Below are 16,809 nucleotides of genomic sequence, written 5' to 3' on the forward strand. Positions count from 1 at the left end.
GTGTTCAGATCCTTTCGCTCCATCGAGCCTCGCGACGCGCAGCGGGCGCCGGCGGCTCGCCATCATCGACCAGGACCGCGGTGCGTCCAGCGTCGCCCCGGCTCGACGCCACCGCATCTTCCGCGTTGCGCCGTACCGGCGGCCGCCCGCCGACCAACGCCCGCTCCCGGTCCCTCTCCTCGTCGGTCACGTCGATCCGCCGTACGGCGTACCGCAGCACCGGGGGGGCCAGCACGGAGGTGGCGATGGCCACGAGGACCACGATCGTGTACATCTCAGTCGTCAGCACGCCGAGTCGCAGCCCGGCCATCGCGATGATCACTTCGATCACGCCGCGGGCGTTCATGCCCGCGCCGAGCGCGAGCGCGTCCCAGTGCCCGAGCCTGACCGCGCGGGCGGTGCCGTACACGCCGGCGAACTTGGCGGCGACCGCGACCAGCAGCACCACGACCCCGGAAACGAGGACCACGGGCCGGGCCAGCGCGGTGAGGTCCATCCGCAGCCCCGCCGTGGCGAAGAAGAGCGGGGCGAGCACCGCCATGACGAAGGTCCGCAGGGGTGCGAGCCGCGGCCGGTCCACCCACTCGGACGAGCCGATGAGGATGCCGCCGAGCAGGGCGCCGAAGATGGCCTCCATGCCGAGCGCCTGGGTGCCCGCCCCGAACAGCAACACGACGATCGTGGCGGCGGCGACCGTCACACCCGGCTCCGCCGACTTGGCCGACAGCCGCAGCACCCCGCGCACCGCGAACCGGCCGACGGTGACGGCGAGCACGATGAGGACGAGGAGCCGTACGACCGTCAGCGCCACGTCGCCGGCCCGCAGCCCGGTGGTGGTCATCGCCGAGACGACGGACAGCAGCAGCCACCCGGCGACGTCGTCGACCGCGGACGCACTGATGATCAACTGGCCGACGTCGCGGTGCAGCAGGCGCATCTCCAGCAGAGTTTTGGCGATGACGGGGATCGCGCTCACGCACAGCGCCACCCCGACGAAGCAGGCGAAGACCGTGCGGTCCGCGCCCTCGCCGAGCATCGCCGCGGGCAGCGCGAAACCGACCGCGACGCCGGCCGCGAGCGGGACCAGCAGCCCGCCCGCGCTCACCCAGGCGGCCGTGGCGCCCCTGCGCCGGACCACGGCCAGATCGACGTTCATGCCGGTGATGCCGACCAGCAGCAGCACGCCGATCTGGCCGACCGCGTCCAGCATGTGCGTCTGCCCGGGGTCATGCGGCAGCAGCCATGACGACAGGTCCGGAACCGCGTGGGCGAGCACCGACGGGCCCAGCAGCACACCGGCGCACAGTTCTCCGACGAGCGCCGGCATGCCCAGCCGCAGCGCCAGCCTGCCCAGCACGAGTGCGACGCCCAGCAGCAGGCCGATCTGCAGCAGCAGAAGCAGCAACTGATCGGCGGCCATCGGCGCGACGGGCGCCGCCGAGAGGATCATTCGCTCTTCCTCTCGGCGCGCCCGGGACGGCCCGGGGCTGCCACAGCGCCCCTAGCCACTGGCCTCGGCCACCGCGACCACTTCGAGCCCGGCCTCCTCCTGGGAGAGAACGGCCGGGCCGTCCAAGTCGTGGAAGATCTCATGGATGCCGGAGACGCCGGAGAGCATCGTCGCAAAGTCGATCTTGCGTGGGCGGAGCTTCTTGGGATCGAGGGACTGCTGCGCCTTGTCCCAGTACTGCTCCTTGTTGAGGGTGCGGTCGTAGAAGAAGCGGACGAAGTCGAGGAGGGAGCCGAGGAACTCGCGGTAGTTCGCCTCGTACCTGGCGAGCACCCGCGCCTCCGAGCTCGGATCGCGCAGGGCGGCGTCGACCGCGTCGGCCAGGCCATGCGAGCCCCGAAGCGCCAGGCCGACACCCGTCGACAGCAGCGGGTCGACGAAGGCGGCGGCGTCGCCGACCAGCACCCAGCCGGGGCCGTGGAAGCGCTGGCAGGTGTAGGACCAGTCCCGGATGCTGCGGAAGCCGCTCGCCCGGAAGGCGCCCTCGGTCAGGGCCCTGACCTCCTGGGACTTCGCCAGCTCGTCGGCGTAGAGCTCCTCCAGGCTCTTGCCCGACTTCTTGTACTCCTCGATCGGCGTGACATAGCCGACGCTCACCGTGCCGTCGGACAAGGGGATGAACCAGAACCAGCCCGACGGGCGGTTCTCGGTGACGGTGTCGCCCGCGCGCGTCCCGCCGTACCGCTTGCAGCCCTGGAAATAGGTCCAGACCGCGATGTTGCGCAGGTCGTCGTGCCATTCGACGAGATCGAAGCGGCGAGCCAGGATGCGCGACTGGCCCGAGGCGTCCACCAGCAGCCGGCATCTCGCCGTCCGCTGCTCGGTGTCGCCCTTGCGGATGTAGGTGACGCCGACGATCCGCTCGCCGTCGAAGATCGGCTCCTTGACCGTGGCCTCTTCGATGGCGAACGCGCCCAGCTCCCGCGCACGCGCGAGCAGGAGGGCGTCGAAATCGGCGCGACGCACCTGGTAGGCGTAGTCGTAGTTCGACGCCTCGCTGAAGCGGAAGTCCCACGTGCCCTGGTTGCTGCCCCACAGCAGCGTGCCGCCGTACTTCTTGGTGAAGCCCATGTTGTCGAGCCGTTCCCGGAGCCCGAGATCTTCCAGGGCCGGAAGGGATCCCGTGATCAGCGACTCTCCGATGTGGTATCTCGGGAACTTCTCACGCTCGAGCACCAGCACGCGGTAGCCCCGCTTCGCCAGCAGGCCGGCGGTCGCCGAACCTGCCGGTCCGCCGCCGACCACGACGACGTCGAACTCGTCCTCGGACTTGATCACTTTGCGCCTCCCGTTCTTGGCCGTCCGCCCGCCCGACCGGCGTGACGCTGTCCTAGAGCGTCAGCGGAGCGTCTGGGGTGATCTCGCGAACAGCGTCACATCGGCCCGTGCGACCACGCATCTCATGGCGTGCGATCCAGCTCATGAGGTGCGATCCGGCTCATGGCGGGCGATCCGGCTCGGGGCGCGGGGGCCGCGCTCGGCGAAGCCGCAACGGCGGAGATGCCGCGCGCCGCCACAGCTCGGATCATGAATCTGAAGATCATGACTTCCCGCGGGTCCGCATGTGAACGGAAAGGGAGACACGATGACCGAGCACAGGACCGTCGTCGACGTCTGGCTCGCCGAACACCCGTTCGCGAGCTTCCTCGACCCGATGCGGAAGGCCGCCGAGGAGTTCGGACGGGCCCATCCCGGCCACCGCGTGCGGATCCGGGCCGTCGACTTCCGGGAGATGCCCGGGGAGGTCGCCAGAGCGGCCGAACGTGGTGAGCCCCCGGCCGTCGCCGAGTACTACGCGACGGCGGCCCGCATCGCGCTGGACACCCGGGCGAGGGACGGCCGCCCGCTGTTCACCTCGATCGAGGCGGCGATCGGCGGCCGGGCCGACATACTCGGCGAGCCGGTGGCCATCGACCGGATCGAGGCCGCCGCCCGGGGCCACTACGCCTACGGCGGCGAGCTCGTCTCCGTGCCGGTGACCGCCACGACCGCGCTGCTCTTCGCCAACGCGACGATGCTGCGGGAGGCGGGCGTGCCCCGCGTTCCCGAGACGTGGCACGAGGTGGAGGCGGCCTGCCGGGCGATCGCCCGGCTCCCGCACGGCCCCTCGGCCGCGATCACCTGGCCGGACCACGGCTGGCTGTTCCAGCAGGCCGTGGCGTCACAGGGGGGCCTGCTCGCCGACCACGACAACGGCCGGTCCGGCCGGGCCTCGACGGTCGATCTCTCGTCGGCGCAGATGGCGGCCTACGTCGAGTGGTGGCGGCGGCTGCACCGGGACGGCCACTACCTCTACACCGGCACGCGGGGCGACTGGGGCGCCGCCTTCGACGCCTTCGCGACGGGGCGGGTCGCGTTCACGGTCGGGTCATCGATCATCGCCGGGGCCGCGGTCCGAGCCGGCCGCGAAGCCGGTTTCGATGTCGAGGTGGCCCGTCTGCCCCGCAACGGCGACGTCCCCTACGCCGGCAACCTGGTGTCCGGCCAGTCCTTCTGGCTCGCCGACGGTCTTGACGAGGCGACGCGCGACGGCGCGCTCGCCTTCATCCAGTTCCTGCTCCGCCCGGAGGTCGCCGCCGCCTGGCACAAGTCCGCCGGCTTCATCCCCATCACGGTCGATTCGTTCGACCTGCTGGCGAAGGCCGGCTGGTTCGACGAACACCCCTGGCTGCGGGTGGCCACCGACCAGCTCCGCGCCGCGGACGGCTCCCCGGCGGCGCTCGGCGCGCTGCTCGGCGACTTCGCCGGGATCCAGGACGTCATGACGCAGGCCATGGAAGACGTCCTGGTCCGCGCCGCCGACCCGGCCGGCCGGTTCACCCGGGCCACCGCCGACGCCCAGCGGCTGCTGGACGAGTACAACGCCGACTGCCGGGGACCGGCTCCGCGGACCCCGCGTCGCCTCGAGGTCGGCTGAACCTGAGCAAGCAGGAAGAAGACGTCTCAACAGGCCGGTGTAAGGATCACATCGGCGGACCCCTCGCCGTTCGAGGGACAAGCCTGCTGATCCACCGGCGTACGCCCGACCGCCCGTCGACGGTCGTCGTACACCGGATGTACGTCGCAATCCCCATGTTGCGGTGCGGGCCGCGGGCAGGTCCGTCCGCGGCCTCACTTCGTACCGATGGGAGACACGGAATGCTGAGCAGACGGCGCTTACTCACGCTCGGCGGCCTCGCCGGCGGAGCGATGCTGCTCCCCGGCGCGGGGCTGAGCCGGGCGAACGCGGGCGGCACCGGCGGTAATCATCTGCACCATCACGGCGCCCAACGGCCGCCCCTGGCCCGCACACCCGGCGTCGGCCCGTTCTCCGTCCGCATGCCCGTGCCGCAGGAGCTCACCCCGCTCATCTCGAGCTCCAAGCTGGACGTCTACCAGCTCACGATGCGGCCGGCGAACGTCGAGATCCTGCCCGGCGTCAGCACGCGGGCGCTCACGTACAACGGAGCCTTCGTCGGGCCGACCATCCGGGCGAGGTCCGGCCGCCGGACGATCGTCACGTTCGGAAACCGCCTCGGCGAGGCGGCCAACGTGCACCTCCACGGCGGCAAGGTCCCGGCGAGCAGCGACGGGTACCCGATGGACGTCATCCATCCCGGGCTGGCCCGGATGTACGACTACCCGAACGACCAGCCCGGCGCGACGCTGTGGTACCACGACCACAGCCACCACACCGAGGCCGAGCACGTCTATCGCGGCCTGCACGGCTTCTATCTTCTCCAGAGCGACGACGAGCAGCGTCTGGGCCTGCCCAGCGGCCAGTACGACGTGCCGATCATGCTCCGTGACGCCCTCTTCGACGACTCGGGCGCCCTCGTCTTCGACCCGACCGACCCGTTCAACCGGCCCACGCTCCTGGCCAACGGCCGGCCACAGCCCTACTTCCCGGTGGCCGCGCGCAAGTATCGGCTCCGGCTGCTCAACGGCTCCACCCACCGGGTCTTCGAGCTCGACCTCGGCGGCGTCGAGATGACGCAGATCGCCTCCGACGGAGGCCTGCTCCCCGAGCCGGTGACCACGACGAACCTGACCATCTCGTCCGGTGAGCGGGTGGAGGTCGTGGTGGACTTCTCCGCCCACCCGGTGGGCAGCCAACTCGTGCTCAACGACGTGAGCGGGCCGGTGCTCCGGTTCGACGTGGTGCAGAAGGCCGTCGACCGCAGCAGCGTGCCCGACCGGCTCCGTGCGCTTCCCCCCGTCCCGCAGGCCACCAACACCCGTCAGATGACGCTCAGCCTGGACCCCGTCAACATCCAGGCGCTCATCAACGGCCGGCCGTTCGACCACACGCGCGTCGACGCGCAGATCAGACGCGGCACGACGGAGATCTGGCGGATCACCAACTCCGACACCGACGTGGGCGGTTCCGGCTTCGGCCTCCCGCACAACTTCCACATGCACCTCGTGCAGTTCCGGGTGCTGGACCGGGACGGCAGGCCGCCGCTGCCCGGTGAGTCGGGGCTGAAGGACACCGTGCTGATCCAGCCCGGCGAGTCGGTGCGGGTGCAGGCGACGTTCGGTGACTATCTCGGCAGGTACCTCTACCACTGCCACATGTTGGAGCACTCGGCCCTCGGAATGATGGGCCAGTTCGAAATCGTCAGGTAGCCGGGCCAGGGCGCGATTCCTTTTCCCCCGCCCTGCCGTCTCAGTTGATGCACACCAATATTCGGCGTCACCACGAGGAGGACATCATGAACCCCACACCCACCACCGCCCCACCCGTCGCGCCGACCCGCGGGCGCGCCCTGAACATCACACTCTGGGTGTTCCAGGTTCTGCTGGCGCTCCAGTTCGCGTTCAGCGGGGTGCTCAAGCTCACCGGCTCGACCGACATGGTGCAGATGTTCGCCGACATCGGCGCCGGCCAGTGGTTCCGTTACCTGGTCGGCGTGCTGGAGATCGCCGGTGCCGTCGGGCTCCTGGTCCGGCGGCTGACCGGTCTGGCGGCCATCGGGCTGGCCTGCCTGATGGTGGGCGCGGTCATCACCCAGGTGGCCGTCCTCGGCGGCGTCCCGGGGATCGAGATCGGTTTCCTGCTGGTGAGCGCCTTCATCGCGTGGGGTCGCTTCCCGCAGACCAGGGCCCTCCTCGGCGGGTCCGCGAAGTGAACCGGAGCCCGGGTGGGCCACCAGGCCGGCCCGGGCTTTCGGCCGTCAGGAGCCGGGTCGGTCCGATAGGATCGCCCGGCTCCTGATCAGCACGAACAAGCACGTCCGGAAGAAACAGGAGAAGAAACGATGGCAGACGAGCACGGCAACCCGCAGCACCAGGCCCCCGAGCCGAACCCCGCGCTCAGGAGCCTGGACCCCCTGGTCGGCACCTGGAACATGAGCGGTCGCGACTTCGGCACCGGCCAGGCGCTGAACGGGACGATGACCTTCGAGTGGATGGACGGGGGCTTCTTCCTCATCCAGCGGGTCGAGATCGACCACATCGCCGACAGGATCACAGGCATCGAGATCATCGGGCACGACGACGCGAGCCAGTCCCTGGTCTCGCGCTACTTCGACAACACGGGCAACGCCTTCACCTACACCTGGCAGGTGAGCGGTGAGACCCTGTCGATCTGGTTCGGCGAGGCGGGCTCTCCGGCCGGTTTCAAGGGCAAGTTCAGCGCGGACGGCAACACCATCTCCGGCCAGTGGGAGTGGCCCGGCGGCGGGTACGAGGCCACCATGACCCGCGCCGACGCGTGAACGACGGGTAACCGGAGTCGTCCCCTCCACCTCCACTGACGCCAAAGGCCGACCTTCCGAAGAAGGTCGGCCTTCGCGTTGCCCCACACCCCAGACGCCGGCTCCCACCCCCACAGGCGACGTTTCCCACGTCCGGAGGCACCGGACGGGTCACACGCTCATCGGGCTCCGCTCCTCGCGTGCGGGCTGCTCCGGTGCCGGGGGCCGTCCACCGGCTTCCTGCGCCGAACTCGTCAGCCGGTTGCGCAGCCGCATGGCGGGGAGCTCGAACAGGTAGTAGCTGAGCGTGGCCACCGCCACGCTGCCCACCATCGTGGCCGCCATGAGGTCCCAGAAACCGGCCCGGCCCTGTACGGCGGGCATGGGCAGAGGGGCGTCGCCGAAGACGCTCCCGTTGCGCAGCCACAGATACTGAATGATGAAGTGCCAGAGGTACACGCCGTAGGAGATGCGCCCGAAGAAGCGCATCGGCCGGTTCGTCAGCACCGCGTCGAGGAAGCGCGAATGGACGTTCGGCACGACCACCGGCGAGATGATCAGCAAGGCGAAGGCCAGGAACAGCACCATCTCGACGAGCGCCTCGGGCACCGTGGCGTAGTCGGCCATGCCCGGCTTGCCGAAGGGCCTGATGCAGTTGACGACGAAGACGACGAGGGCACCCAGCCAGAACATCAGCGGCCGCCTGGCCACCAGCCGGTAAAAGCGGGGCACCCGGTCCGTCGTCTCGGCGTAGGCGGCCAGCGCGGCCAGCCCCATGCCGATGGCGAGGAATCCCGTGAAGCCGAAGACCCAGAAGTACTCATACGGGAACGGTCCGAGGGACGGCAGGTGGGAGTAGGCGGTCCAGGCCAGTCCGGCCACCACGAGGAGGCCGAGGGGGACCAGCATCCGGCGGGTCCGCTGCCGGGGGGTGGCGCCGCGGCGCGCGTAACGGTCGATCGCCCAGGCCAGCAGCGGCAGCGCCAGATAGAACGTCATCTCGGCCGGCACCGTCCAGGTCGGCTCCAGGCCGGCGTAGCCCTGCTCCGGTCCCGGGACGTAATAGTGCAGGAGCAGCAGCGGGCTCGCGACGTACCAGAGGCCGTCGATGTTGCGGAAGTCGAGCAGGAACAGCGCGACCACCGCCACCAGCCAGTAGGCGGGCAGGATCCGCAGCGCGCGGCGCAGGAGATACTGCCGCACGTCGGGCTTGCGGGCGCCCGCGATCGTCGCGCGGGCGAACGGCCGGTACAGCAGCAGCCCGGACATCACGAAGAAGGGCGGCAGCAGGACGTTGAGTCCCTGCAGCATGACCGCCCAGATTCCGTTGCCCGGCTGGTCGTAGAAGCCGATGATTCCCGCGGAGAACGCGACGTGAACGAGGACCACGCCCAGTGCCAGGTACCCGCGCAGCCCGTCGAGCCGCGGGGCCCGTTTGGAATCGCGGGGACCCGTCCCGGGCCCGCTCCTGATCTCAGGTGCCGTCATGGCGCAGACTCCTCCATGGTCGATGTGCCGATCTTCACGGCGCCATCGTCACGTCCGGCAGCCGCGCCATGCATCTCCTGAAATGCCGCATTGAGTCCGGATCGTCGGAGTCGGCGAGTTCTCCCAGGGCGCGGCGGTCCAGCTTGCCGGAGGCGGTGTGCGGCAGCGCCTCGACGAACCAGATCTCCCGGGGGCACTTCTGCGGCGCCAGCCGCGACCGAACGAACGCCCGCAGCTCGGCCGCGGACACCTCCCCGGCCGTCACCACGAAGGCGCCGGTCCGGGTCAGCCCGTCCACCCGGTAGCCGACGACGCCGCACTCCACCACCGACGGATGCGCGAGCAGGCAGTTCTCTATCTCAGCGGGGGCCACCCAGATGCCCCTGACCTTCAGCAGGTCGTCTGCCCGGCCCCGGTAGTGGAAGAAGCCCTCGGCGTCCCTGCTGACCAGGTCGCCGGTCAGCACCGTGTGCTCCGCGGGGAACGTCTCGGCCGACTTCTCCGGCTCCCGCCAGTATTCGAGCGCCACCGTCTCGCCGGTGACCTCCAGGACGCCCACCTCGCCGTCCGGCAGCGTCTCCCCGTTCCGGCCGGCGACCCGCGCGCGGTATCCCGGCACCACCTGGCCCAGGCTGCCCGGACGCGATCGTCCGGGACGATTGGACAGGAAGATGTGGTACGCCTCGGACGAGCCGATCCCGTCGACGACCTCCACCCCGAAGGTGTCCAGCCACCTGTGGTGCAGCTCGACCGGCAGGGCCTCGCCGGCGGAGGTGCACAGCCGCAGCGAGCCGAGGTCCTGCCGGGCCGCATCGGGATGCGCGACCATCGCGCTCATCATGGCCGGGACGTTCACCAGGATCGTCGGCCGGTGTCTGGCGATCAGCTCGAAGATCCGCTCCACCGTGCTCCGCTCCGGGAAGGCGATGCCGGCCGCGCCCACCCCGAAGGGAAACAGCGCGGTCAGGTCTCTCGCGTAGCCGAAGAACAGCTTGGGAACCGGCAGCACGACATCGTCGGGCCGAAGGTCCAGCACCTCGCGGGCGTACCACTCGAAGCTCAGCAGCGGACTGCGCGCCGGCAGCACGCAGGCCTTGGGCGCGCCGGTGCTCCCGGTGGTGAACTTCCAGATCGCCGGCTCGCCCGCAGACACCTGGACGGGGACGAGCGCGGCCGGCTGCGCGGCGACGAGCGTGTCGAAATGATGCTCGCCCTCGCGCAGCCCACACCTCGGCACTCCGACTACCAGGAGATCACGCACTCCCGTGGCGCGCAGCGGCTCCAGGGTCGCCCGGTCGGCCACGACGACGGCGGGCGCCACGTAGTCCACGTAGTGGCGGTAGTCCCGCGGCTTGAGGAACGTGTAGACCTCGGCGGTGACCGCGCCGATCTTCTGCGCGCCGTACCATGACGCGACGAACTCGACCCCGTCGCTCAGCGCGATCAGCACCCGATCGCCCCGCCGTACGCCCAGGGCGCGCAGCGCGTTGCCGACCTGGTCGGCCAGCGTCGTGAGCTCCGCGTAGGAGATCCGGCCGGCCTCGGTTATGAGCGCCGTCCGATCGCCGGGGTTGCGATCGAGGAAATGGGTCGCGATGTTGAATTCGCTTGGCAGGTCCTCGAATCGCATCAGGCCTCCTGGCGACGGTGGTCGGTCCCCGGCCACATCGTCGCTTTCGAAGGCTCGGCGGCACATCTCCTGAAATGCTGCACCGCCGGTTCCGGCGGAATGGCAGGAAGCTGTTGCGGCCGGGCAACTTGCTGTCTCCGATCACACTGGCCCGCCGTCCGGGAAACGCGCAGTGTGGTGCGACGAACGGGATTTCACTACGTTCAGGAAAAGGAGCGCGAAATGCCGAGCCCGACTCCGGAATCCGGAAAGCGACTGCAGGAGATGCCGGCGTTCTCCCCCGTGGGATCCGCCCCGCACGACGCGGCCCTCGTCACCTTGGCCGACGCGGGGACCTGCCAATGGGCCGCGCAGGCCATGGCGTTCGACCGGCCGCCGGTTGAGCTGACGTACGCCTCATATCTGGCGCTCGACGAGGTGCTCACGGCCCAGCGGCCGCGCTCCGACAAGCATGACGAGATGCTGTTCATCGTGGTTCACCAGGTGTACGAGCTGTGGTTCAAGCAGTTGCTGCACGAGCTCGCCAAGCTGCAGCAGGAGCTGGGCCTGGGCGCCACCGGCCACTCCCTGCGCACGCTGCGCCGGTCACTGATGATCCTGAAGATGGCGATCGCCCAGATGGACGTCATGGAGACGATGACGCCGACGCAGTTCCTGAGCTTCCGCGACAGTCTGGGCAGCGGCAGCGGTTTCCAGTCGGCGCAGTTCCGCGAGATCGAGGCGATGCTCGGACGGCGTGACCGGCGGATGTTCCTCCACTATGCGGAGGGCAGCGCGGAACGGGAACTCATCCGGGCCGCGATGACCCGCCCATCGGTCTTCGACTCCCTGCTGCAGTACCTCTTCATCTCCGGCTACCCCGTGCCGCATGACCGGTTGTACCGGGACGTGTCGTCGCCGGTCGAGCCGTCGGCCGAACTGCAGACCGTGCTCTCGCGGGTGTACGCCGACGACGGCGACGCGGCGCACATCTGCGAGGCGCTGGTGGACATCGACGAGAGCATGCAGGAATGGCGCTACCGGCACGTCAAGATGGTGGAGCGGATCATCGGCGACAGATCGGGCACGGGAGGCTCGACCGGGGCGAAATATCTGCGCGGAACGCTGTTCCGGCCCATGTTCCCCGACCTGTGGGCCACGCGGAGCCACCTGTGATCCCGAGGCGGTCACACCCATGGCCGCCTCAGGGCCGGAAGAGCGCGGCGTCCATGGTGGCGAGACGGTCGGCGACCCGTACGGGGAAACCGATCCGATCGAGCACGTCCCGGCGCGGGTCGATCCCGGGCGCGACCTCGATCAGGACGAGCCCTTCGGCGGTCACCTCGAAGACGGCGCGCTCGGTGACGATCCTGGCCCGCTGCCCGCGCACCACGCCCTCGCGGATCCGATAGGTGACGTGGTCGGCCTCGGCGACGAACTTCGGCACCGCACCCTCGGACACGATCTTCAGCTCGCCGTTCTCGCATTCGGCGACCAGCCCACCGGTGGTGAACGTCCCGGCGAAGACGAGGCGGCGGGCTCCCGCCGCGATGTCGATGAAGCCTCCGGCCCCCGGATTGGCCGCGCCGAAACGGCTGACGTTGACATTGCCCGCGCCGTCGATCTGGGCGAAGGCGAGCGCGGCGAAAGGGCACCCGCCCCCGTCGATGAAGTCGAACTGGGAGGCCCCGTCGAGCAGCGCCTCCGGCGCGTAGTTGGCCGAGAACTGCCAGCCGCTCATGACGACGCCGCCGAAGGAACCGTGCTCGGTGGTGAACACGTAGTCGTGCAGTCGCCCTCCGTCCAGCACGCCGTCCTCGACCATCGACAGGACGGCGTCGGAGGACCCGCCGAATCCGAAGATCGAGGTCTCGCCGGGACGGATCTCCCGGGCGACCCGCCGCGCGACGACCTTGTCCGGACCCGCCGGCAGACGGGGCAGCCGGGCGAGCGCGTCCGGCACCGCGCCGAGATAGCCGGGGACATCGTCGTCGCGCAGTCCGGTGCCGATCGCCGCGTCGGACGCGACGACGACATGGTCGACGAGCGTGCCGGGGATTCGCACGTCGCGGGCGGGGCGTGAGCCGCGCGGCACGATCCGCGCCACCTGCGCGATGACGGTCCCGCCGCAGGCCTTCACGGCCAGGGCGATGGCGAGCGCACTGGAGGTCAGCGGCTGGTCCTCGAAGGACAGGTTGCCCTGCTCGTCGGCGCTGCCCGCCCGCACGATGCCGACATCGATCGGCCACGTCGGATAGAACAGATACTCCTCGCCGCGGAACTCGACCAGCTCGACGAGCTCCTCCCCGGCCGGACCGCTGAACCTCCCTCCCCCGTGGCGAGGGTCGATGTAGGTCCCGAGACCGACGCGGGTCAGGTAGCCCGGGCCGCGGCGGGCGACCTCGCGAAGCCAGTGCATGGTGGCGCCCATCGGCCAGTTGTACGCCTCTACCAGGTCATTTTGGATCAACTCGGTCAGCGCGGGGCGCGCTCCGGTGACCGGATGCCGGGGGTTGATGTACGAGCCGGAGACGATGCGCCGCATCAGCCCCTTCCTGGCCACATGGTCCATGCCGCGGATGCCCACGGCGTCGCCGGTGGCGCAGGGGAAGAAGAAGGTCAGCTCACGTGGGGAACCCGTCGCCTCATAGCGCCTCCGGATCGCGGCGAGAACGGCGTCAGGGGTGATCCAGCCGATGACCCCGGTGCTCGCGACCGACTGGTGATCCCCGATGAGGGCCGCGGCGGTGTCCGCGTCGCACACCTTGCTCATCGGGACCCCCCTGCCGGGGCGGGCGGGAATCCCAGCAGACCGGCGCGGGCCACGCCGTACTCACAGTCCTCGCCGAACATCCACGTGGTGCGCGTGTCGAGCTCCTCGGCGCCCCCGGCCACCGCGTCGGCCAGGGCGCGCTTGGTGGAGGCCACCGCGCGGGGCGGCAGCGCGGCGAGGCGAGCCGCGATCTCCCGGGCGTGGTGCAGCGCCCGGCCGGGCGCGACGAGGTCGTCCACCCCGCCGAGCCGGTGCAGCTCCTGGCCGCTCAGGGGGCGTTCCCCCCACGCCAGGCGCCTGGCCGCGGCCGGGCCGACCCGCGTGACCAGTGTCTGCAGCCCCCACGGCGGCACCCAGCCGAGCCGCGCCTCAGGAAGGTGCCAGCGCGCGTCGCGGGCGCTCACCACGATGTCGCACGCCGTGGCCAGCAGGAAGCCACCGCCGATCGCGAACCCCTCCACCGCGGCGATGACCGGAATGCCGAGCCGGGAGATGGCCCGGACCACCTCCCCGGTGCGTGTCTCGTGGCGGACCATGCCACTGACGGGCAGGGCCGCCAGCTCCTTGAGATCGGATCCCGAGCAGAAGCCGGGCGGGGCGCCGGTCAAAATGGCGGCCCGCACCCGGGGGTCTTCCTCGATCGCGGTGAGGGCGGCGGCGAGCCGCTCCACCGCCTCGACGCCGAGCGCGTTGCGCACGGCGGGACGGTTGAGCCGCAGGACGGCCACCACTCCGTCGTGTTCGCTGAGCAGATCCGTATCGACCCTGCCGTTCACCGTCGCCGGACCGTCCTTGACGGCGGCGGCCGCCTCATGAGGCATCTCACACTCCGGACACGCGATCGAGGCTCGGAGCCGCCCAGGCCACGTCGACGACGTGCGGGCGCACGTGGGCCCAGGCGGCCACCTGCCGCCAGCCGTGGGAGCGCATGTGTTCGGCGATCGAGTCGAGCGTCGAACCGCCGCTGTAGCGGGCGAACGTGCTTCCCTCGATCACCGCCAGCCGCAGCCGGTCCAGGTCGGTGCCGACCAGCACGTCGAGTTCGGCGCCCTGGGCGTCGACGATCAGAACGTCGCAGCCGTGCTGCACCTCGCGGACCGGGATGACGGCGACGGTGTCCTGCCGCACCACCGCCATCGGAAGCAGCGGCGGCAGCATGCTGGCCTGCTGGTCGTACTCGGTGACGTGCAGGGTCGCCTCCCCGCGGTCTCGTCCGGCCGCGGCCACCACGACCTCCCTGGGCGGGTGTCCCCCGGCCGGATCGGGCAGGCCGGCGCCGAGGTGGTGCCGGCGCAGCTGCCGCTCCAGAGCGGGGATGTGGTCCCGGTTGGGCTCCATCATGACCAGGCGCCGGAACCCGCAACGGGTCAGCGCCTCCACCTCCTGCCCGGTGTGGGCGCCGACCTGCACCACCCCCTCGGCGGGCAGCTCCAGCCGGCCGAGCAGGCCGGGCAGTCGCCGCTCCCACCTGGCGGTCTCGAGGCTCGGACCCGCCTCCTGCTCCGGGGGGGTCAATACCGATAGTGGCCTGTCACTCATCCCATCGCCTCTCATAGGTGGGCCGCACGGGCGGCCGGTGTCGTCTTGCCATATGGCTGTGTGCGGGTCACGACGAGCGCCGGGACTTGGCGGCGAGCCAGGCCTCGTGGGCGGACCTGACCCTGGTCCACAGCGCCGCCCGCTCCCCCGCGTCCAGATCGTCCAACGTGAGGCCGAAGACCCCGGCGAGGGCACCGAACCAGTCGTCCGGCGTCGCCAGCTCGCGCTGCGTCCTGCCGGTCTCGTCGACGCGCCGCAGCATGCATCCCATCAGGCTGTCGGCGCCCGTGGCGTCCCGCCGCATCACGGCGACGGCCCGTACCAGCCGCGACTCCGGCGAGGTGGACAGGAAGGAATGCCATTCGGCGAAGTGGTCCTGGGTCGCGGGGGTCATCTCGACGTCCATGCCGGCGATGGACCCACGCGGGTCGTGGTCGAACCGCCACCCGCCGGCCTCGACCTGCGAGGGCGCGAGCGTGAACGTGAACGGGCCCTGCCGGTACGTCCCGGCGCGCAGCGGCAGGGGCTCGTGCAGTCCGTCGCCGAGCCCCACGTCGGCGAGCCAGAGCTCCCCGTCGATCTCCACCATGGGCGCCAGATGCGGAGCCCACGACGCGCTCGACGGCGGCGCGGCGGCGCTCGCCTGGACTCCGGCGCGATGCCAGGTGACGCGATAGCCGAGCGCGGCGAGCAGGGTGGCGAAGGCCCCGTTGAGCTGAACGCAGTAGCCGCCGCGGTCGCGCAGCACCCGGGCGACCGAGTCGTGCGCGTCCACCGTCGTCGGCCGGCCCAGCTGAATGTCCAGTGCCTCGTACGGCACCCGCTCCACGTGCGCCCGGTGCAGGACGCGCAGGCCCGCGAGGGACACCTCCCCCGGATCGTCCACCCCCAGCCGCTCGAGGTACCGGGTGATCTCGGTCGTGCTAGGTGAGGCGACGGGCATTGATCCTCCAGTCTGGTCGTCGGGCCGGCCCGCTAGCCGACCACGACCGGGAAGGTGTCGAGGCCGCGGCCCACCCAGGTGTCGCGGCGGACCGGTGCCGCGGCGGCGGCCAGCTTGGGAAACCGACGCAGCAGCCGGGGCATCGCGATCCGCGCCTCCATCCGGGAAAGGGGCGCGCCCAGGCAGAAATGGGCGCCCGCCCCGAAGCTCAGTGGCTGGATGTCGGGCCGGTCGGGATCGAAGCGGTGTGGCTGGGGGAACCGAACCGGATCCCGATTGCCCGCCGCGAGGATCACCACCACCTTCGTGCCGGACGGCACGGTGGTCCCGCCGAGTTCCACCTCGGTCTCGGCCCACCTGCTGGTGGCCTGGACCGGCGGCTCGAACCGCAGGACCTCCTCCACGTAATCGGTGGCGAAGCCGGGCTCGGTGCGCAGCCGTACGGCCTGGGCGGGGTGCTGGAACGCCAGCAGCAGCGCGTGGCCGAGCAGGAAGCTGGTCGTCTCGAAACCGGCGGTCAGCAGCAGCATGAGATTGCCGATCAGCTCGTCGTGGCCGAGCCTGTCGCCGTCCGCGTCGTGTGTCTGGACCAGCGCGCCGATCAGATCCTCGGGGGGACGGCCGCGGCGGTGGGCGATCAGTTCGGTGAAGTAGGCCGACAGGTCGTCCATCGCCTTGTCGGCCGGGTCGAGCCTCGACTCGTTGGTGATCCCTTCGAGGGCGAGCGTCAGGTCCTCGGCGACCGCGCGGAACCACGCCTGGTGCTCCTCCGGGACTCCCAGCAGCTCGCTGATCACCGCGATGGGCAGCCGGGAGGCGAACTCGGCGATGAAGTCCACGGGCGTCCCGTCCGCGCCCAGGTCGGCGAGCCGGTCGAGCAGCCGGTCGGTCATCCGCTCGACGGCGGGCCGGATCGCCTGCACCCGCGCCGGGGTGAACGCGCCGCTCACCAGGCGACGCAGCCTCGCGTGGTCGGGCGGGTTGCGATACAGCATGGAGTCGGCGTAACCCCGCAGCGACGAGTGCGCGCGCCAGCCCGGGAACACGGCGTCGTAACTCTTCGCGTCCTGGACCCGCAGTCTGGTCTCCCTGAGCGCTTGGGAGCACTGGGCGTAGCCGACCGCCACCATCAGACCAGGTTTGATCTTCACCAGGTCTCCGTGCGCCCGGATCGCCTCGTAGATCGGGTAGGGATCCCGGCGCCCCTCCGGGGCGACCAGTGCCGCGATCGCCTCATCGGGACGCATCACGTGCTCTGCCATCGTCTCC

The 16,809-nt window shown here is 70.7% G+C and carries 14 protein-coding genes; 5 read left to right on the top strand and 9 right to left on the bottom strand.

Going from position 1 to position 16,809, the window contains the following annotated elements:
* Positions 1-4: 4 nt before the first annotated feature.
* Together Mth01_RS00205 and Mth01_RS00210 are read right to left on the bottom strand one after the other, a co-directional pair.
* Positions 5-1,450 (bottom strand): cation:proton antiporter, encoded by a 1,446-nt coding sequence (locus tag Mth01_RS00205; protein WP_239088878.1) that lies wholly within the window; start codon positions 1,448-1,450, stop codon positions 5-7.
* Between the two features lie 51 nt (positions 1,451-1,501).
* Positions 1,502-2,788 (bottom strand): NAD(P)/FAD-dependent oxidoreductase, encoded by a 1,287-nt coding sequence (locus Mth01_RS00210; RefSeq protein WP_204009472.1) that lies wholly within the window; start codon positions 2,786-2,788, stop codon positions 1,502-1,504.
* Positions 2,789-3,095: 307 nt separating this feature from the next.
* On the opposite strand from Mth01_RS00210, the gene Mth01_RS00215 reads away from it, so the two are divergent.
* The 4 genes from Mth01_RS00215 (at position 3,096) to Mth01_RS00230 (ending at position 7,209) form a co-directional block, all read left to right on the top strand.
* On the top strand, positions 3,096-4,427 hold the full coding sequence (locus Mth01_RS00215; protein WP_204009473.1) for an extracellular solute-binding protein: 1,332 nt from the start codon (positions 3,096-3,098) through the stop codon (positions 4,425-4,427).
* Between the two features lie 221 nt (positions 4,428-4,648).
* The gene (locus Mth01_RS00220; protein ID WP_204009474.1) at positions 4,649-6,118 is read left to right on the top strand and encodes a multicopper oxidase family protein; all 1,470 of its coding nucleotides are present in this window, start codon (positions 4,649-4,651) and stop codon (positions 6,116-6,118) included.
* 86 nt (positions 6,119-6,204) lie between these two features.
* Complete coding sequence (locus Mth01_RS00225) at positions 6,205-6,621, top strand: DoxX family protein (protein ID WP_204009475.1); 417 nt, start codon at positions 6,205-6,207, stop codon at positions 6,619-6,621.
* Between the two features lie 129 nt (positions 6,622-6,750).
* Positions 6,751-7,209 (top strand): DUF1579 family protein, encoded by a 459-nt coding sequence (locus tag Mth01_RS00230; RefSeq protein ID WP_204009476.1) that lies wholly within the window; start codon positions 6,751-6,753, stop codon positions 7,207-7,209.
* 150 nt (positions 7,210-7,359) lie between these two features.
* Here the strand turns inward: Mth01_RS00230 and Mth01_RS00235 are convergent, their stop codons facing one another.
* Positions 7,360-8,676 (bottom strand): acyltransferase family protein, encoded by a 1,317-nt coding sequence (locus tag Mth01_RS00235; protein WP_204009478.1) that lies wholly within the window; start codon positions 8,674-8,676, stop codon positions 7,360-7,362.
* A gap of 34 nt (positions 8,677-8,710) precedes the next feature.
* The gene (locus tag Mth01_RS00240) at positions 8,711-10,306 is read right to left on the bottom strand and encodes a benzoate-CoA ligase family protein (RefSeq protein ID WP_204009480.1); all 1,596 of its coding nucleotides are present in this window, start codon (positions 10,304-10,306) and stop codon (positions 8,711-8,713) included.
* Positions 10,307-10,528: 222 nt separating this feature from the next.
* Here Mth01_RS00240 and Mth01_RS00245 point away from each other — a divergent pair, with 222 nt between their 5' ends.
* A complete protein-coding gene (locus Mth01_RS00245) occupies positions 10,529-11,461 on the top strand; it encodes a tryptophan 2,3-dioxygenase (protein WP_239088880.1) in 933 nt (310 codons plus the stop codon).
* Between the two features lie 28 nt (positions 11,462-11,489).
* On the opposite strand, the gene Mth01_RS00250 is transcribed toward Mth01_RS00245, so the two are convergent.
* From Mth01_RS00250 to Mth01_RS00270, 5 genes are all read right to left on the bottom strand, one after another.
* Positions 11,490-13,058 (bottom strand): CoA-transferase, encoded by a 1,569-nt coding sequence (locus tag Mth01_RS00250; protein ID WP_204009482.1) that lies wholly within the window; start codon positions 13,056-13,058, stop codon positions 11,490-11,492.
* The gene (locus Mth01_RS00255) at positions 13,055-13,879 is read right to left on the bottom strand and encodes an enoyl-CoA hydratase/isomerase family protein (protein WP_204009484.1); all 825 of its coding nucleotides are present in this window, start codon (positions 13,877-13,879) and stop codon (positions 13,055-13,057) included. The genes Mth01_RS00250 and Mth01_RS00255 overlap by 4 nt, the downstream gene beginning before the upstream one ends.
* A gap of 1 nt (position 13,880) precedes the next feature.
* Entirely contained in the window at positions 13,881-14,573 is a 693-nt protein-coding gene (locus tag Mth01_RS00260; protein ID WP_204009486.1) for an FkbM family methyltransferase, read from the bottom strand.
* A gap of 91 nt (positions 14,574-14,664) precedes the next feature.
* Entirely contained in the window at positions 14,665-15,540 is an 876-nt protein-coding gene (locus tag Mth01_RS00265; protein WP_204009488.1) for an arylamine N-acetyltransferase family protein, read from the bottom strand.
* A 32-nt stretch (positions 15,541-15,572) separates the two neighbouring features.
* The gene (locus tag Mth01_RS00270) at positions 15,573-16,802 is read right to left on the bottom strand and encodes a cytochrome P450 (RefSeq protein ID WP_204009490.1); all 1,230 of its coding nucleotides are present in this window, start codon (positions 16,800-16,802) and stop codon (positions 15,573-15,575) included.
* Positions 16,803-16,809 lie beyond the last annotated feature (7 nt).

The organism is Sphaerimonospora thailandensis (assembly GCF_016863115.1).
Classification (GTDB): Bacteria; Actinomycetota; Actinomycetes; order Streptosporangiales; family Streptosporangiaceae; genus Sphaerimonospora; species Sphaerimonospora cavernae.